At 66.7% G+C, this 15,565-nt stretch carries 15 protein-coding genes; 8 read left to right on the top strand and 7 right to left on the bottom strand.

Translation table 11 applies throughout. From position 1 onward, the window contains the following. Window positions 1–6 precede the first annotated feature (6 nt). The 3 genes from AC07TU_RS08285 (at window position 7) to AC07TU_RS08275 (ending at window position 2,945) form a co-directional block, all read left to right on the top strand. The gene (locus tag AC07TU_RS08285) at window positions 7–873 is read left to right on the top strand and encodes a ThuA domain-containing protein (RefSeq protein ID WP_495187425.1); all 867 of its coding nucleotides are present in this window, start codon (window positions 7–9) and stop codon (window positions 871–873) included. 100 nt (window positions 874–973) lie between these two features. Beyond that, on the top strand, window positions 974–2,152 hold the full coding sequence (locus tag AC07TU_RS08280; protein WP_495187424.1) for a GGDEF domain-containing protein: 1,179 nt from the start codon (window positions 974–976) through the stop codon (window positions 2,150–2,152). Between the two features lie 286 nt (window positions 2,153–2,438). Next, the gene (locus AC07TU_RS08275; RefSeq protein ID WP_495187423.1) at window positions 2,439–2,945 is read left to right on the top strand and encodes a helix-turn-helix domain-containing protein; all 507 of its coding nucleotides are present in this window, start codon (window positions 2,439–2,441) and stop codon (window positions 2,943–2,945) included. Window positions 2,946–3,259: 314 nt separating this feature from the next. Here the strand turns inward: AC07TU_RS08275 and AC07TU_RS08270 are convergent, their stop codons facing one another. Next, the gene (locus AC07TU_RS08270; protein ID WP_495187422.1) at window positions 3,260–4,648 is read right to left on the bottom strand and encodes a helix-turn-helix domain-containing protein; all 1,389 of its coding nucleotides are present in this window, start codon (window positions 4,646–4,648) and stop codon (window positions 3,260–3,262) included. Between the two features lie 191 nt (window positions 4,649–4,839). On the opposite strand from AC07TU_RS08270, the gene AC07TU_RS08265 reads away from it, so the two are divergent. Beyond that, on the top strand, window positions 4,840–4,998 hold the full coding sequence (locus AC07TU_RS08265; protein ID WP_164513740.1) for a hypothetical protein: 159 nt from the start codon (window positions 4,840–4,842) through the stop codon (window positions 4,996–4,998). A 50-nt stretch (window positions 4,999–5,048) separates the two neighbouring features. Here the strand turns inward: AC07TU_RS08265 and AC07TU_RS08260 are convergent, their stop codons facing one another. Continuing rightward, on the bottom strand, window positions 5,049–6,488 hold the full coding sequence (locus AC07TU_RS08260) for an MFS transporter (RefSeq protein WP_495187421.1): 1,440 nt from the start codon (window positions 6,486–6,488) through the stop codon (window positions 5,049–5,051). Window positions 6,489–6,655: 167 nt separating this feature from the next. Between AC07TU_RS08260 and AC07TU_RS08255 the strand changes: the two genes are divergently transcribed. Then, on the top strand, window positions 6,656–7,816 hold the full coding sequence (locus tag AC07TU_RS08255; protein ID WP_495187420.1) for an acyl-CoA dehydrogenase family protein: 1,161 nt from the start codon (window positions 6,656–6,658) through the stop codon (window positions 7,814–7,816). Between the two features lie 65 nt (window positions 7,817–7,881). Further along, window positions 7,882–8,670, top strand: a complete 789-nt coding sequence (locus AC07TU_RS08250) for an SDR family oxidoreductase (protein ID WP_495187419.1) — start codon at window positions 7,882–7,884, stop codon at window positions 8,668–8,670. Here the strand turns inward: AC07TU_RS08250 and AC07TU_RS08245 are convergent. The 4 genes from AC07TU_RS08245 to AC07TU_RS08230 all read right to left on the bottom strand — a co-directional run bounded on the left by AC07TU_RS08245 (window position 8,667) and on the right by AC07TU_RS08230 (window position 11,460). Further along, a complete protein-coding gene (locus AC07TU_RS08245) occupies window positions 8,667–8,990 on the bottom strand; it encodes a UrcA family protein (protein ID WP_495187418.1) in 324 nt (107 codons plus the stop codon). The two genes, AC07TU_RS08250 and AC07TU_RS08245, sit on opposite strands and share 4 nt — an antisense overlap. A 97-nt stretch (window positions 8,991–9,087) precedes the next feature. Next, a complete protein-coding gene (locus AC07TU_RS08240) occupies window positions 9,088–10,593 on the bottom strand; it encodes a M56 family metallopeptidase (RefSeq protein WP_495187417.1) in 1,506 nt (501 codons plus the stop codon). Continuing rightward, complete coding sequence (locus AC07TU_RS08235) at window positions 10,590–10,964, bottom strand: BlaI/MecI/CopY family transcriptional regulator (protein ID WP_495187416.1); 375 nt, start codon at window positions 10,962–10,964, stop codon at window positions 10,590–10,592. The genes AC07TU_RS08240 and AC07TU_RS08235 overlap by 4 nt, the downstream gene beginning before the upstream one ends. A 58-nt stretch (window positions 10,965–11,022) precedes the next feature. Beyond that, entirely contained in the window at window positions 11,023–11,460 is a 438-nt protein-coding gene (locus AC07TU_RS08230) for a helix-turn-helix domain-containing protein (protein WP_495187415.1), read from the bottom strand. 73 nt (window positions 11,461–11,533) lie between these two features. On the opposite strand from AC07TU_RS08230, the gene AC07TU_RS08225 reads away from it, so the two are divergent. After that, window positions 11,534–12,379, top strand: coding sequence for a class I SAM-dependent methyltransferase (locus tag AC07TU_RS08225; RefSeq protein WP_495187414.1), 846 nt, complete (start codon window positions 11,534–11,536; stop codon window positions 12,377–12,379). A 7-nt stretch (window positions 12,380–12,386) separates the two neighbouring features. Here AC07TU_RS08225 and AC07TU_RS08220 read toward each other — a convergent pair whose 3' ends face one another. Further along, complete coding sequence (locus AC07TU_RS08220; protein WP_495187413.1) at window positions 12,387–14,645, bottom strand: NADP-dependent malic enzyme; 2,259 nt, start codon at window positions 14,643–14,645, stop codon at window positions 12,387–12,389. 188 nt (window positions 14,646–14,833) lie between these two features. Between AC07TU_RS08220 and AC07TU_RS08215 the strand changes: the two genes are divergently transcribed. Then, on the top strand, window positions 14,834–15,517 hold the full coding sequence (locus tag AC07TU_RS08215; RefSeq protein WP_495187412.1) for a hypothetical protein: 684 nt from the start codon (window positions 14,834–14,836) through the stop codon (window positions 15,515–15,517). Window positions 15,518–15,565: the final 48 nt, after the last annotated feature.

Genomic DNA, 15,565 nt, shown 5'->3' with positions numbered 1-15,565 from the left:
AGTCGGATGCGTCACGTCGCGGCCCTGCTGCTGGTCCTCGCCGCAGGCTCGGCGAGTTCGCGCGAACAAGCCGCTCCGGCACCGCCCAAACGCCTGCTGATCATCGCCGACCATTCGACCGGCAACCAGACCGCACACACCGCCTACAGTCAGGCCGCCGCGACGATCGAGCGGCTGGGGCGTGAGAGCGGTGCGTTCGAGACGACGATCCGCACCGACGTCACGCTGGTCACCAAGGACGAAGTCTGGGGCAAGGGCGCCTATGCCAAGGGCGGCCAGCGCGCCTCGCGCGCCTACACGCTCGATCATTATGACGCGGTGCTCTTCTACACCAATGGCGAGACCGACCTGACCGACGCGCAGAAGCGCGACCTGCTCGCCTTCGTCGCGCAGGACGGCAAGGGCTTTATCGGCGTCCATTCGGCTACCGCCACCGCCTATGGCTGGCCCGAATATGCGAAGATGATCGGCGGGGTGTTCGACAATCACCCGTGGAAGGTCACTCCGGCGCGGGTCATCGTCGAGCGGCCGGACTTTCCCGCGATGAAGGGCTGGTCCACCGGCATGACCTTCACCGACGAGCATTACCAGATGCGCGCCGAGCCCTATTCCCGCAAGGATGTCGATGTGCTCGCGCGGCTCGATCCCGCCAGCCTCGATCTGGCCAACCCAGGCGTCCGCCGCGCCGATCACGACTTCCCGGTCGCGTGGATCAAGCGCTACGGCAAGGGCCGCGTCTTCTATTCCGGGCTCGGCCACACCAATGCCAGCTGGGACGATCCGCGCGTCCAGTCGATGTATCTCGAAGGGATCCGCTGGGCGCTCGGCGGGGCCGACGGGGAGGCCCGCCCGCATCCGCTTCCAGCACCCTGATCTTTCGCCGAATTACCCATAACGGTCTGCGTATTGACGCATTGCCAACCTTTCCCTGCGAACGGCTGACCGAAGCAGAAGCAGGAAGCACCGCCCCGGCATGTTCCAATCGAACGAGTTCAGCAGCAGCAAGCCAGGGGACCGCTACGCGCAGCAGCTGCGCCGCGGCTTCCGCTCGCTGCGGTTCGAACCGGAGATCGAGGCCGAGTATCGCCGCAAGCTGATCGAGACCGAGCGCCTGCCCGCCGCGATCTGTGCCGGCGCGGGTGCGCTTGTCTGGTTCGCCTTCTCCCTGCTCGACCTTCACCGCCTCACGATCCTGGGCCTGTGGGGCCATTTCGATCCGCTGGTCTGGCTATGGGTGGGCGCCCGCTGGTCGGTGCTGGCACTGCTGATCGCCGGGGCGATCGTCATCCGCAAGGGGCGTGGCGACTATGGCTGGCTGTCCTGGGCGATGTACACCGCGATGGGCCTTGCCATCGCCGTCACCGCGATGGTCGTCCACGGCAAAGGCGCGTTCGCCGCGGAGAATGCCCAGATCGTGGTGGTGATGGCGGCCTTCCTCCCGCTTGGTCTCACCTTCCGCCGGGCGCTCGGCGCGGCGCTGCTGGTCGCGATCGTCTCGGCCTTTGTGCTGCTCTTCCTCGATACCCGGCACGGTTTCGGGCATAGTGCCCAGATCGTCGCGATGCTGCTGATGGCGGTGCCGGTCGCAGCAATGGGCGGCTATCTGCGCGAGCATTCGCAGCGCCGCCAGTTCCTGCTCACCGCTATTCTCGACCGGCAGGCGCATACCGATCCGCTTACCGGCCTCGCCAATCGCCGCAGCCTGTTCGCGCATGCCGAACGCGCGGCGCATCTTGCAGCGCAGCAAGACGTCACGCTCGCGCTGGCGATCATCGATGTCGACCATTTCAAGCGGTTCAACGACAGCTACGGGCACAGCGCGGGCGACCTCGCGCTCCAGCAGGTCGCGCACGCGCTGTCCGCAGACCTGTGCCATCCGCTCGACATCGCCGCACGCCTTGGCGGAGAGGAATTCTGCGTCCTGCTTTACGGCGTCACGCCCGAAGCTGCACGCGCCCGGTTCGACGCCCTGCTCGCCCGCATCCGCCGCCTCGCCATCCCGCATGCCGAATCGCCGGGCGGCACCCTGACGCTCAGCATCGGCGCCGCCCCCCTCGCGCGCCGCGAGCGCTTCAACACGCTCGTCACCCGTGCTGACGCTGCCCTCTACCGCGCCAAGCATGAGGGACGGGATCGGGTGCATTGGGCGTAGATGGCCGTGCATTTTGCAATCGCAGTCAGTGCGGAAAACCGCTAAACGAGAAGCATAGAAATCGCATAGTCGAATTTTTGGGGAGACAGATTCTTCTCCCAGACAGAGGCAAATTTGCCTCCCACCTCCCAGGCACCAACGTCTCACTAAGTAGAGTGAGCAATAAGTAGAGTGAGCAAGTGGTCACATGAAGCCGGGATGCACATAAGGAACTATATGGGGCTAGGACAAGATTGCCTCCCCATCGCCTCTAGCAGAGCCCGATTCGCGAGCGTATTTCGGGTCTATGCAGATTATCAAAAGAACTTCGAGAAAGCCGGCCGTCGGAGCGACGGACGCCAAATCTCAATCCAAAGGCATTGAGAAGCCCAGTGCTGAGGCTAAGCCGCCACGCAAGGACCGTTGGCCGGAGTCAGTACTTGCCCGAGGCTTCACACAGATTCCCTCGATCCTGCTGTGGGGACAGGGGAAGCTCGGCCTGAAGCCCGATGAGTTCAACGTCCTCCTTCAATTGGTGAGTCATTGGTGGACGAAAGAGCAGCATCCCCATCCGTCCAAGGAAACAATTGCCCGACGCATGGGCAAAGATCCGCGCACCATCCAGCGCCACCTGACCACACTTGAGAACGCAGGGTTCATCCGCCGAATAGAACGTTTCAAGCTCCACAAAGGGCAAGATAGCAATGGCTATGACCTGCGAGGCTTAGTTCGTAAACTTAAAGAGATTGCGCCGGATTTTGAGAAGGTCAGCGATCAGAACAAACGCCGGCGCGCGAAGGCAGAGTCGAAATGAGTACCCCCATTCAAAAGACCATTTCTTCGAATACGAAGAGTTCGCCAAACTCAACCTTCTTTTGGATAACCCGCGATCGCACACCCTTTGACCGAGCCGTAAGAGGGTCGGTGGGATTCACAGTCGCGCGCGACCGCCAAGGCAGATTTCTCGCCTCAGATTTTGAGGATTGGTGCTACAATCATCTTGAGCACGGGGTACTCGCTGAGTGGTGCGACTTGGATCTTCGCCTTCACTTTGCGTCTGCAGGTGATCAGATGCTGACACTCCTGCGATGGCGCTGAAGATGGGGAGTTGCTTGCAAGCAAATGCTCCTAGTCCCCCGCAAACCCGAACGGCGACACCCCCGCCTCCCGCTCATTGACCAGCATCGCCCGGCCCACGGGCGCTGCACTGCGTTGCGGGCATTCGCGCGTGCACGCCCGGCACCCCAGCCCCACCGGCACCGCCTCGCCGCCGAAGTCCAGCCCGCGCGCCGCCGCGAGGCCCCGCGCCGCATCCGCTGCCAGCCCCAGCGTCACCACGAACCGCGCCTTGACCGCCCCTGCCCAGCCGCCCGGCGGCGACACGCAGCGCGACGAAGTAAACCAGCGCGATCCGTCCTCCAGCTCGACCAGCTGCACCACCCGCTCGTCGGCGCGCTGGAAGGCGGCATAGGCGTCGAGCAATGGGCATGGTGCCGCGGATTCCACCAGCGGCGACCCGCTCGCCCCGGCAAAGCGCTTCGACACCTGTCCCGCCCGGTCGATGCGCAGCATGAAGAAGGGCAGCCCGCGTGCACCCACCCGCTGCAAGGTGGTCAGCCGGTGCGCCACCTGCTCCGCGCTCGCGCCGAAGCGCCGCCGCAGCAATTCCAGATCATAGCCCGTCGCCTCGCACGCGCGCAGGAAGCGGGCATAGGGCATCATCACCGCCGCCGCGAAATAGCTCACCAGGTGCCGGCGGTAGAGGCGTTCCGCGACCCGGTCGGCGAAGCCTGCGCCACGCACCAGCGCATCGATCTCCGCCCGCGCCTCGCCCGCCAGCTGCCTCGCTAGCGCGAACACCCGGCTCGGCGGATCGAGCGCTTCGCTGAGCTGCAGCTGCCGCGCATGCAGGTCCAGCCGCACGCGCAGGCCGCTCAGCACCTCGATCGGCAGCACCCGGATCGACAATTGATGCTTGACCCGCAGCCGTTCGGCCATCGCCCCGAACGGGTCGCTCGACGCGATGCGCAGCTCGTCCGCCAGCGTCTCCGCCGCCGCATCCAGATCGGCGAAATGGTTGCGCCAGCGCTCGACCTCGCGCCGTACCGCCATGCCGGGGTCCTCGCCCTCGCCCGGCATCGCCGTGCCGGCGCCCCCAACCCCGATCCGGTCATAGGCGCGCGCGAACGCCTCCGCCCCGCCCGGCGCGCCCGCCAGCCATTCGGTCAGCTCGGCGCGGTCGATCTCGATATCGGCGAACAGCGGGTCGGCCAGCCGCCGCCGCATCGCCTCCTCGCCCCCGCCCGGCTCGCCCGCCGCCAGCGCGCGCGGGTCGAAGTCGAACGTCTGCGCCAGGCCCAGCAGCAAGGTCGCGGAGAGCGGCCGCTGGTTGCGCTCGACCAGGTTGAGATAGCTCGCCGAGACGCCCAGCATCTCCGCCATCGCCGCCTGGGTCAGCGCCTGCGCGCGCCGCAATCGCCGCACCGCATGCCCCGCGAACAGCTTGCGCTCCGCCATTTTCCTACACGCCCCGTTCCTGTCATGCTCGCCGCGAGAGGCGAACAAATGGTCTTGTCAATTTTTTACAATGTTTCGGATCGCCTGTCATGCGTCAATCACAGCATGACCACGAGAAAAACCCGCCCACTCTGTCGGCTTTGTAAATCACGAGTCACACAGGATGCAGAGAAATTTACAGGAGAAGCCTCATGAAGACGCCCGAACCCGCCAGCGCCCGCCCGGTCTTCTCGACCGCCGACTTCGCGCTGCTCAAGGAAGCGGTCGCCGACTACACGCGCAAGATCGCCGACGATCCCCGCTCGGTCCAGTTCGCGAACCTCTATCACCGCCTCGGCCGCCTCGGCTGACGCAGAATTCCTGGGGAGGAAGGCGCCCGCCGGAGCGATCTGGCGGGCGTTTACGTGTTGGCGGCGTCAGCGATCCGCGCATCATGCTCGGCCTTGCCGAACGGGAAATGCGCATAGAACCACGCCGCGCTCCAGCCGAGCGCGAGGTAGCAGAGGGTGAAGACCAGCGTCAGCCGGTCGACGGTCTCGACCGGGACCTGCCCGGGCTTGGCGCCGTCGGGGAACCCCGCGATCCACAGGACCAGCCCGGCAAGGCCGATGCCGATGCCGCTGGTGCATTTCTGGACGAAGAAGGATCCGGCGAAGAACACCCCCTCGGACCGCCGCCCGGTCTGGGCTTCGGACTGCTCGACGATATCGGCCATCATCGACCCGCCGAGCATGAAGGCCGAGACGCTGCAGGTCGTGTTGACGATGAAGATACCGAACAGCATCGGCAGCATCGCCGGGTCGCCCGGTGGCGGGAAGAGGCCGCTCAGCCGCAGCCAATAGGGCAGGCCCAGCAGTACGGGCGCCAGCGTCATGAACACCGCCGCCGCCTTGCGCTTGCCCCAGCGTCGCGCCAGCCGTGGCGCAATGAAGAAGGCCATCAGCACGCCTGCGAACAGCACCGCGCCCAACGCCATGAAGGCGGAGAGCGGGAACAACCAGACAAAGGTGTAGAGATAGTTGGACAGCGCGAAGCTGATCCCCTGCGCCGAATAGGCGCACAGCCCCGCGATCATCAGCAGCGCGAAGGCACGGTTGCGCACCGTCTCGACCAGTTCGCCGAACGTCTCCCGGAGTGTCGTCTTCTCGATTTCGGGCCGTGGCAGCCGGGCGATCTCGTGATGCGTGCCCAGCGCCGAAATCAGGATCGCCCCGGCCATCGCCGCCGCGCCGACCGCCGCGAACAGGCCATAGCCCTCGCGGTTGAGCAGTCCGTTGGGCTGCCCCTCGCCCGGCACCAGGAACAGGGTGTAGGCCGCAACCAGCATCGCGAGGCCGCCCGCCCAGCCGAACAGATAGCGATAGGCCATGATCCGCGTCCGCTCGTCATAGTCGGCGGTCAGTTCGGGGGTCAGCGCGACCGACGGGACCTCATAGGCCGACACTGCGGTCCGCACGACCACCGCGGTCGCGAACACCCAGCCAAGCATCGCGGCGTGCGGCAGCTCGGGCGGATTCCACAGCAGCAGCCAGCCGAGCGCGATCGGGATCGCCGACGCGTACATCCACGGATGCCGCCGCCCCCAGCGGCTGCGCGTGCGGTCCGACGCCGCGCCGATCGCGGGATCGATCATCGCGTCCAGGATCAGCGCCGCCATGATCGCCGCACCGACCTGGACTGCGGGCAGCCCGATCACCTGATTGTAGAACAGCAGCAGGAAGGTCTGGAAGCCGGCGTCCTTTACGCCATAGGCGACCGCGCCGAAGCCATAGGCCAGCATCGATTGCTTGCCGATCCGCCGCACCTGCGGGGTCGCCGCGGCCTGAGTCATGCCATCCATCACGCTCTCCCGCCGCTGCCGGTCGCATCGTGCACGCCGCATTTTGCAGTTTCGGGTCAGCATATGGCCGCCCTGCAATGCGTCAATCCGTCAATTTTCAAAATCGTGGTATGTTGCGGACCCACGCCCATCGGGTATAGCTGGGGCGGGTTTCAGGAGAGGATGGCATGGCGCTCGACCCCGAGACGTTCGACGCCCTGATCGATACGGTCCGCCGCTTCGTCGCCGAGCGGCTGCGCCCGCTCGAGGGCGAGGTAGAGGCCGCCGACGCAATCCCCGACGCCATCGTCGAGGAGATGAAGGCGCTCGGCCTGTTCGGCCTGTCGATCGCCGAGGACTATGGCGGCCTCGGCCTCACGATGCTCGAGGAATGCCGCGTCGGCATCGAGATGGGACGCACCACCCCAGCCTTCCGCTCGACCTTCGGCACCAATGTCGGCATCGGCTCCCAGGGCCTCGTCATGGTCGGCACCCCCGAACAGAAAGCCGAGTGGCTCCCGCGTATCGCCAGTGGAGAGATCATCACCAGCTTCGCGCTCACCGAACCCGATGTCGGCAGCGACAGCGGTGCGGTGAAGGCGCGTGCGGTCCGTGCCAAGGATAAAAATGGGGACGACGTCTACCGCCTTTCGGGCACCAAGCGATTCATCACCAATGCCGACAAGGCGCAGCTGTTCACCGTGATGGCCCGTACCGGCGACGAACCCGGCGCCCGCGGCGTTTCGGCCTTCCTCGTGCCCAAGGACCTGCCCGGCGTCTCGATCGGCGAGCCCGAGAAGAAGATGGGCCAGAAGGGCGCAAAGGTCGCCGACGTGATCTTCGACGACGTCCCCGTCCCCGCCGCCAACCGGCTCGGCGAAGAGGGCGAAGGCTTCAAGATCGCGATGCGCGTGCTCGATCGCGGGCGCCTCCATATCAGCGCCGTCAGCGTCGGCGTCGCCGAGCGGCTGATCGCCGACTGCGTCGCCTATGCCTCCGAGCGCAAGCAGTTCGGCAAACCGATCGCCGAGCACCAGTTGATTCAGGCGATGCTCGCCGACAGCAAGACCGAATGCCTCGCCGCCCGCGCGCTGGTCCTCGAGACCGCAGCCGCCAAGGACGACGGCAAGGACGTCGTCATGGAAAGCGCCGCGGCCAAGCTGTTCGCGACCGAGATGGTCGGCCGCGTCGCCGACCGCGCGGTCCAGATCTTCGGCGGCGCGGGTTACATCGCCGATTACGGCATCGAGCGGCTCTACCGCGACGTCCGCCTGTTCCGCATCTACGAAGGCACCAGCCAGATCCAGCAGCTCATCATTGCCAGAGAAACACTGAAACGCGGCGGATAGCCCTTAGCCCTCTCCCCCTGGGGGAGAGGGTTGGGAGAGGGGCAGCCACAAGGGAAGACCATCAAATGGACACCAGCAAGTTCTTCGACCTGACCGGCAAGGTCGCGCTCGTCACTGGCGGCAGCCGCGGCATCGGCAAGATGATCGCCGAAGCCTTCATCGCCCAGGGCGCCAAGGTCTATATCTCCTCGCGCAAGGCTCCGGCGTGCGAGGAGACCGCCGCCGAACTCGGCCCCAACTGCATTCCGGTCCCGATGGACGTCTCGACGGTCGAAGGCTGCAAGGCGCTCGCCGCCGCGCTGGCCAGCCGCGAGGATCATCTCGACATCCTCGTCAACAATGCCGGTGCCGCCTGGGGCGTGGCGTTCGAGGAGTTTCCGGAGAGCGGCTGGGACAAGGTCATGGACCTCAACGTCAAGTCGCCCTTCTTCCTCACCCAAGCGCTGCACGATCTGCTCAAGACCAATGCCAGCCACGCTGCTCCGTCCAAGGTGATCAACATCACCTCGATCGACGGCCTGCGCCTCAATCCGTGGGAAACCTATAGCTACCACGCATCCAAGGCGGCTTTGATCTACCTCACCAAGCGCATGGCCGCCCGCCTGATCCGCGACGGGATCATCGTCAACAGCCTCGCCCCCGGCGCCTTCGCCAGCGAGATGAACCGTGCCGCGCGCGACCACGCCGATACCGTCGCCAAGGCGATCCCGATGCGTCGCGTCGGCACGCCCGACGACATGGCCGGCGCCGCGATCTTCCTCGCCAGCCGCGCCTCGGACTATGTCGTGGGCGACACGCTGGTGGTCGATGGCGGGCTCGTCAACGCCTCGCTCGGGATCAGCATCGACGGCTAGAGTTGACGCCCCTTCACCCCGGCTTCCTGCCGCGCAAGGAAATAGGCGCGGCGGAGGTCGGGGCCCATCTTGCCGACAATCCACGATCGGAACATGTCGGTGCAGTAATAGGGGTCGGCACGCGAGGTATGCGGCGTCATCTCCGCGCCATAGGCCGCGCAATAGTCACGCGCCGCGCGGGTCACCCGCTGACGGAGGGCCGCTCGCCCCTCCCGGCTCGCCAGCGTCAGATCGCCATAGGCCAGCTTCGCGACCGGCTCTGCCCGCCCCTCGGCGCAGGCACCCAGCAGCAGGATCGAAATCAGGATCGTCCGTCGCATCATCATTCTCCCTTCAAATTCGCCAGGCAAGCCGCTCCCGTGGCGGGAATCCCGCTTCCGGTCGCAATCCTGGTGATGGTCCGCGGCTAGGCGGCGATCAGCCGCGCCGCGCCCTCAATGCACGTGCCCTCGCCTCGAACTCGTCGGCCTTGGCGCGCATCTCCCTTACCCGTGTAGCGATCTCTGCGCGCTGTCCGGCGCTGACGCCGGGCAATTCCGCAGTCAGCTCGACCTCTCGCGCACCGCCTCTGATCTCCGCGGCCCCCTCGGTCAGCTGGTCCGCGGCATGCTCCGCCCAATCGGGCGTATCCTCGCCAGGGGGTGGCACTGGCAGTCTGACAGGCGGCGGCGCGGTGATCGTCACGCCGTCCGCACTCCTGACCACCGAAGCGCCGGTCTGGCCGACGATCCGCACCGGTTGCGGCATCGGAACCGGCGCGCTGGCCACCTGAACTTCCGGGCCGGGTGCCGCGGACGGTGACGTCAGCGGCCGGCCAGCCGCAGGCAGACTGGCTGGCACCACAGAGTCGCCGTCCGGGTCGGCAACGGCATCGGTGGTACGCACCGGTATCGGGTTTCCAGCAGCCGCAACGTTCGTTGCCGCGGGCGCGGTGACAGGCGGTGCCGAGCGCTCGGCGGGCGCGTCCTTCGCGGGCGCTGCGGGCACCAGCCTTGCTGCCGCCAAAGGAGGCGCAGCGATCGCCGCGCAGCCAAGCGCCATCGCGGGGATCAGCCGGCTTCCGCGGCGATGGCGGTGCATCGCGATATGCGTGATGCGCTCGGCAAGCGCGTTGGGCCACAATGCCATCCCGGTCGCCACGCCGCGCGCAGCGGGAGCCGCGGCGAAGCTGAGCAGCGCCTGGGCGTAATCGGCACGTTCGATCCCGCGAACCGCCGCCTCGTCCGCCGCGGTCTCCCCTCGGCGCGCCAGCGTCCGGTTGAGCAGCCAGACCAGCGGGTTGAACCACAGCAGCGCCACCGCGATCCGCGCCGCGACCAGCATCGGCCAGTCGAAACGGCGGATATGCGCCATTTCATGCGCCACCACCGCATCCGCCTGCCGGGTCCGCGCGAGCGTCACCGGGTCGATCAGGATCCAGGCGGGCGCCATCCCCCAGCTGATCGGCGTTACGACGTCATTGGAAACCAGCAGCCGAACCGGCCGCCGCAGACCAGCTGCTCCCCGGGCAAGCGCGACCTGCCAGCCCGGCTCGCTCGCCTCCACGCCCCGCCGTGTCCAGCGCACCAGCACCGCAATGCCAATCGCCAGATGAAGCAGCACAGCCACCGCGCCCAGCGCGTAGAGCAGTCCCACGGCGTCGATGCGCGCTTCCGCTACGGCCGGCGGGACGGACGCAACCGCCGCCGGGCCGGGTATCCGCGCCGCCGCCGTAACCGCTTCGGGTGCGGGAAGCAGCGCGAGATCGAGCGACGGCAGCAGCAGCATCGCAAGCGGGAGCAGCAACAGCGCCACCACCGCGATCCGCAACACGAAGACGCGCTCCGCTGCCGGCCGCCCGCGCATCGCCCGGTCGGCAAGCAGCGCCAGCGCGGCGATCAGCGCCGATTTCCAGCCAAGCGCGATCAGCATCTCCAGCATCATTCCGCCTCCTTGCGCGCCTGGTCGATGACACGCTGAAGCGCGTCGATCTCATCCGACTTGAGTGCGGGCTGCATCCCCAGCAGCGCCGTTGCCGCGCTCGCGGCCGATCCGTGGAAAAAGGTCTGCACCAGCTTCTGCAACGCAGTCTCCGCCACCGCTTCGGCGCGCGGCGCGGGGGCATAGACATAGGCCTGATTGGCGGTGCGATGGGTGACCAGCCCCTTGCTGACAAGCCGTGCGAGCAAGGTACGGACCGCCGAGTCCGAGGGAGGATCGCTCATCGCATTGCGCACGGCCAAGGCAGTCGCCTCTTCCAGCCCGCACAGGATTTCGAACACCTCGCGCTCACGGCGCGGCAACGACTCGATCATGACCTTCTCCTGCTACACTTGTAGCATGCTACAAATGTAGCAGCAACCGGTTACATGATCATGCCCGATCGAGGCGCGGGATCGTCCCCGCCCGCCTCGCCAGCACACCGCTTGCCGCGGCGCGGACGATCCGGCGGAAGGTCGGGCACTCCATATGGCTCGGCGCCGGACACGCCGCCGCGTGCCGCAGTCCGTCGCGCATCGCGCTCAGCCGCCGGATCAGCGTATCGATCTCATCGGCCCTGGCGATGAGCGTGCCGCGGTCGATCACCGCCATGCCGCGCGGGTCGAACATCGCGGCGATCTTGTCGAGCGAAAACCCCGCCTGCCGCCCCAGCGCGATCAGTGCCAGCCGTTCGAGCACCCCCGGATCGAAGGTTCGCCGCAGGCCACGCCGACCGATCGATTCGATCAGCCCCCGTTCCTCATAGTAACGTAGCGTCGATGCCGGCACGCCGGAGCGTTTCGCGACCTCGGCAATGTCGAGCGGCATCATGGCTTGACCTCAAGTCGGCTTGAAGTGGCACGGTGCAGTTCAAGCACCCCCGAATCAAGCGAAAGGAGCCAATATGAGCACGCAAAAGATCGAGGAAATGAGCCAGGCCCAGCTCTGGAACGGTCCTGCCGGGCAGGCGTGGCTGGGCATGCAGGCGCTGCTCGACGGCCTGTTCGAGCCGTTCGAGGCACTGCTGGTGAATGCCGTCCGCTGGCATGATCCGCGCAACGTCCTCGACATCGGCTGCGGCACCGGGGCGACCACGCTCGCCATCGCCCGCGCGCTTGCACCGGACGGCGCCTGCACCGGCGCCGATCTGTCGCAGATGATGATCGACCGCGCCCGCACCCGCGCCGCCGCCGAGCCGGAGGACGTGCACGCCATCTTCCGCAGCGGCGATGCCTCGCAACTCGACGGCGCAGGTCCGTTCGACATGGCGACCTCGCGCTTTGGTGTGATGTTCTTCGACGATCCTGCTGCGGCCTTCGCGCGCATCCGTGCTGCGATGACGCCCGGCGCACCGCTCGCCGCGATCGCCTGGCGTTCCGCCGTCGAGAATCCGTTCATGACCTGTGCCGAGCGCGCCGCCGCGCCGCTGCTTCCACCGCTCCCGCCGGTGAAGCCCGGCGCACCCGGGCAATTCGCCTTCGCCGATCCCGGGCATGTCCGCGCGATCCTGGACGCGAGCGGATGGCGCGACGTGGCGCTCACCCCCATCGACATCGCCTGCACCATGCCCGAAGCGGCGCTGATGCCCTATCTGTCCAATCTCGGCCGGATCGGCATCGCGCTGCAGCAGGCGGACGCGGCGACCCGCGACCACATCTTCGGCATCGTCCGCGCCGCCTTCGACCCGTTCGTCGATGGCGACACCGTCCGTTTCAACGCCGCCTGCTGGATGATCGAGGCGAAGGCCTGACGCGGGGTTACCGTGTAACCCCGCCTGCCGCGAGCACCGCCAGCGTCACCAGCTCGCTTGCGGTGCTGGTCATCGGCGCGACCTGGACGGGCTTTTCCATGCCCACCAGCATCGGCCCGATCACCGAATCCCCGCCCAGCTCGCGCAGCAGCTTGGCCGAGATATGCGCCGACTGGAGGCCGGGCATGATCAGCACGTTCGCCGGGCCCGAAAGCCGCGCGAACGGGTAGTTGGCGAGCTGGCGCGGGTTGAGCGCGACGTCGGGCGTCATCTCGCCCTCATATTCGAAGCTCACCTGCCGGTCGTCGAGCAGCTTCACCGCCTCGCGCATATTCTCGAGGAACGCGCCCTTGGGATTGCCGAAGTTGGAATAGCTCAGGAACGCGACGCGCGGCTCATGGCCCATGCGGCGTGCGACCTGCGCGGTCTGCTCGGCGATATCGGCCAGTTCCTCGGCGCTCGGGCGCTCGTTCACCGTCGTGTCGGCGATGAACACCGTGTGGCTCTGCCCGACCAGCAGGTGGACGCCGAACGCGGTGCGCCCCTCGCCCACGTCGATCACGCGGCGGATCTCGCGCATGTTCTGCGAATAGGGGCGCGTGATGCCGGTGATCATCGCATCGCCCTCGCCCAGCTGCAGCAGCAGCGAGCCGAAGATGTTGCGGTCCTGATTGACCATCCGCTCGCAATCGCGGCGCAGATAGCCGCGGCGCTGAAGCCGCTTGTAGAGGAAGTCGACCATCGCCGGCACCAGCGGCGAATGGCGGCTGTTGTGCACCTCAAAGCTCTCGGGATCGCTCACGCCCAGCGCCTTCAGGCGATCGTGAACATCGTCGCGGCCGACCAGCACCGGCGTGCCGTAACCGCCCTCGCGGAATGCGATCGCCGCGCGCAGCACGACTTCCTCCTCGCCCTCGGCGAAGATCACGCGCTTGGGATGCGCGCGCGCGCCTTCATAGGCGAGCGTCAGCACCGACGTCGTCGGGTTGAGGCGGCTGCGCAGCGTGTGGCGGTACGCCGCCATGTCGAGGATCGGCTTGGTCGCCACACCCGAATCCATCGCCGCCTTGGCGACGGCGGCGGGCACGACTTCCATCAGGCGCGGATCGAACGGCGCCGGGATGATATAGTCGGCGCCGAAGCTGTGCGCGCGGCCATAGGCCATCGCCACTTCCTCGGGCACCTGCTCGCGCGCCAGCTCGGCGATCGCCTGTGCCGCGGCGATCTTCATCTCGTCGTTGATCCCCGTCGCGCGCACGTCGAGCGCGCCGCGGAAGATGAACGGGAAGCCGAGGACGTTGTTGACCTGGTTGGGATAGTCCGAACGCCCGGTGGCGACGATCGCGTCGGGACGCACGCCCTTGGCCAGCTCGGGCCGGATCTCGGGTTCGGGGTTCGCCATCGCGAAGATGATCGGCGCAGGCGCCATGTCCTTGACCATTTCGGGCTTGAGCGCGCCCGCGGCAGACAGGCCGAGGAACACGTCGGCGCCGACCAGCGCGTCAGTCAGCGTCTCGCGATCGGTGGCGACGGCATGCGCCGACTGCCACTGGTTCACGCCCTCGCGGTCCGGGGTGATCACGCCCTTGCGATCGCACATCAGCACATGGTCGTGCTTGACGCCCAGCGCCTTGATCAGCTCGGTGCAGGCGATCGCGGCGGCGCCTGCACCGTTCACCACAACCCTGATCTCGTTCATCCGCCGCCCGGTGAGCAGGCAGGCGTTGATCAGACCTGCCGCGGTGATGATCGCGGTGCCGTGCTGGTCGTCATGGAAGACCGGGATGTTCATGCGCTCGCGCAGGGTCTGCTCGATGATGAAGCATTCGGGCGCCTTGATGTCCTCAAGGTTGATGCCGCCGAAGCTCGGCTCCATCAGCTCGACCGCGTCGATGAAGCGGTCAACGTCCTCGGTCTTGAGCTCGATGTCGATCGAGTCGACGTCGGCGAAGCGCTTGAACAGCACCGCCTTGCCTTCCATCACCGGCTTCGACGCCAGCGCGCCAAGGTTGCCCATGCCCAGGATCGCGGTGCCGTTGGAGATCACCGCCACCAAATTGCCCTTGGCGGTATAGTCATATGCCGTCGCCGGATCGTCGGCGATCGCCTGCACCGGCACGGCGACGCCCGGCGAATAGGCCAGCGCCAGGTCGCGCTGGGTGGTCAGCGGCTTGGATGCGACGATCTCGATCTTGCCCGGCCGGCCCTCCGAGTGGAACAGCAGCGCCTCGCGCTCGGAAAACTGGACATTGGCTTCTTCTGACATTCTTCTCTCCCGGTCACGATCCCTTTAGGCACGGCTCCGCGCCACCGCAATCTGGCGCTTTGCAAGAGACGTACGGAAGCTGCATCCCGCGTCTGGCCGCAAATCGCGGCATTCTGTGCGGAAATCCGCACACATACTTGCCTGTTCGCGCGATTGCCGCGTTTCGCGCCCTTCGGTATCGAGCGATCATGACAAACGATACGCCCGATCCGGACCGCATCGCCCAGCTCGAAGCAAGGGTCGCCGAGCTCAGCGCCCAGGACAGCGGCGTTGGACCGCGCCTCACCAAGCTGCTCAAGCTGGTGCCCTGGCTGATGGCCAGCCATTTCCTGATCGGCGCGCCGGCAATGCTGATCTCGGTCGGGGTCGCCTATTTCACCTTCGTCCAGGCCGAGGCGACCAAGAAGATGCAGCAGGCCGATGCCTGGCCCTTCCTCTCCTACGGCACCAGCAACAGCGGCGTCAGCGAGAAGGGCGAGCGGATGATCTCGCTCAACCTCTCCAACAACGGCGTCGGCCCCGCGCTGCTCGGCCCGATCGAGATCCGCTATCAGGGCCAGCCGGTGCGCGATCCCCGCGATCTGCTCAGCAAATGCTGCGGCTTTCAGCCCAATGGCGGGCTCAATCTCTCCACCTCGCCCTCGTCCAGCATCGTCGCCCGCCCCGGTGAGACGGTCAAGTTCATGCAGATCGCCGAAACCCCGTCGAGCAAGGTGCTGTGGGACCGCTTCGAGACCGAACGGTGGAAGCTCCAGGTCCGCTCCTGCTATTGCTCGATCTTCGAGGAATGCTGGACGATCGATGGCGCGCAGGCCAAGCCCAAGCCCGTCGCGCAATGCCCGACCGACTGGGTCCAATTCCGCGAGCGCTGATCCATCCACAAGTGTCGCCAAATCCGGGCTTGCCGCCCGCGTCTGAAC

The sequence above is a fragment of the Sphingomonas sp. GW821-FHT03E12 genome (genome assembly GCF_059420685.1).
The sequence above is the reverse complement of the archived record's forward strand: the minus strand, read 5'-3'. Positions and strand labels throughout refer to the sequence as shown.

What these genes read in the sequence shown, in the direction of transcription:
- AC07TU_RS08220 (WP_495187413.1), bottom strand. Translation starts at nt 14,645, where the DNA reads ATGTCAGAAGAAGCCAATGTCCAGTTTTCCGAGCGCGAGGCGCTGCTG.
- AC07TU_RS08255 (WP_495187420.1), top strand. Translation starts at nt 6,656, where the DNA reads ATGGCGCTCGACCCCGAGACGTTCGACGCCCTGATCGATACGGTCCGC.
- AC07TU_RS08265 (WP_164513740.1), top strand. Translation starts at nt 4,840, where the DNA reads ATGAAGACGCCCGAACCCGCCAGCGCCCGCCCGGTCTTCTCGACCGCC.
- AC07TU_RS08270 (WP_495187422.1), bottom strand. Translation starts at nt 4,648, where the DNA reads ATGGCGGAGCGCAAGCTGTTCGCGGGGCATGCGGTGCGGCGATTGCGG.
- AC07TU_RS08250 (WP_495187419.1), top strand. Translation starts at nt 7,882, where the DNA reads ATGGACACCAGCAAGTTCTTCGACCTGACCGGCAAGGTCGCGCTCGTC.
- AC07TU_RS08245 (WP_495187418.1), bottom strand. Translation starts at nt 8,990, where the DNA reads ATGCGACGGACGATCCTGATTTCGATCCTGCTGCTGGGTGCCTGCGCC.
- AC07TU_RS08285 (WP_495187425.1), top strand. Translation starts at nt 7, where the DNA reads ATGCGTCACGTCGCGGCCCTGCTGCTGGTCCTCGCCGCAGGCTCGGCG.
- AC07TU_RS08280 (WP_495187424.1), top strand. Translation starts at nt 974, where the DNA reads ATGTTCCAATCGAACGAGTTCAGCAGCAGCAAGCCAGGGGACCGCTAC.
- AC07TU_RS08225 (WP_495187414.1), top strand. Translation starts at nt 11,534, where the DNA reads ATGAGCACGCAAAAGATCGAGGAAATGAGCCAGGCCCAGCTCTGGAAC.
- AC07TU_RS08230 (WP_495187415.1), bottom strand. Translation starts at nt 11,460, where the DNA reads ATGATGCCGCTCGACATTGCCGAGGTCGCGAAACGCTCCGGCGTGCCG.
- AC07TU_RS08275 (WP_495187423.1), top strand. Translation starts at nt 2,439, where the DNA reads ATGCAGATTATCAAAAGAACTTCGAGAAAGCCGGCCGTCGGAGCGACG.
- AC07TU_RS08235 (WP_495187416.1), bottom strand. Translation starts at nt 10,964, where the DNA reads ATGATCGAGTCGTTGCCGCGCCGTGAGCGCGAGGTGTTCGAAATCCTG.
- AC07TU_RS08240 (WP_495187417.1), bottom strand. Translation starts at nt 10,593, where the DNA reads ATGATGCTGGAGATGCTGATCGCGCTTGGCTGGAAATCGGCGCTGATC.
- AC07TU_RS08215 (WP_495187412.1), top strand. Translation starts at nt 14,834, where the DNA reads ATGACAAACGATACGCCCGATCCGGACCGCATCGCCCAGCTCGAAGCA.
- AC07TU_RS08260 (WP_495187421.1), bottom strand. Translation starts at nt 6,488, where the DNA reads ATGGATGGCATGACTCAGGCCGCGGCGACCCCGCAGGTGCGGCGGATC.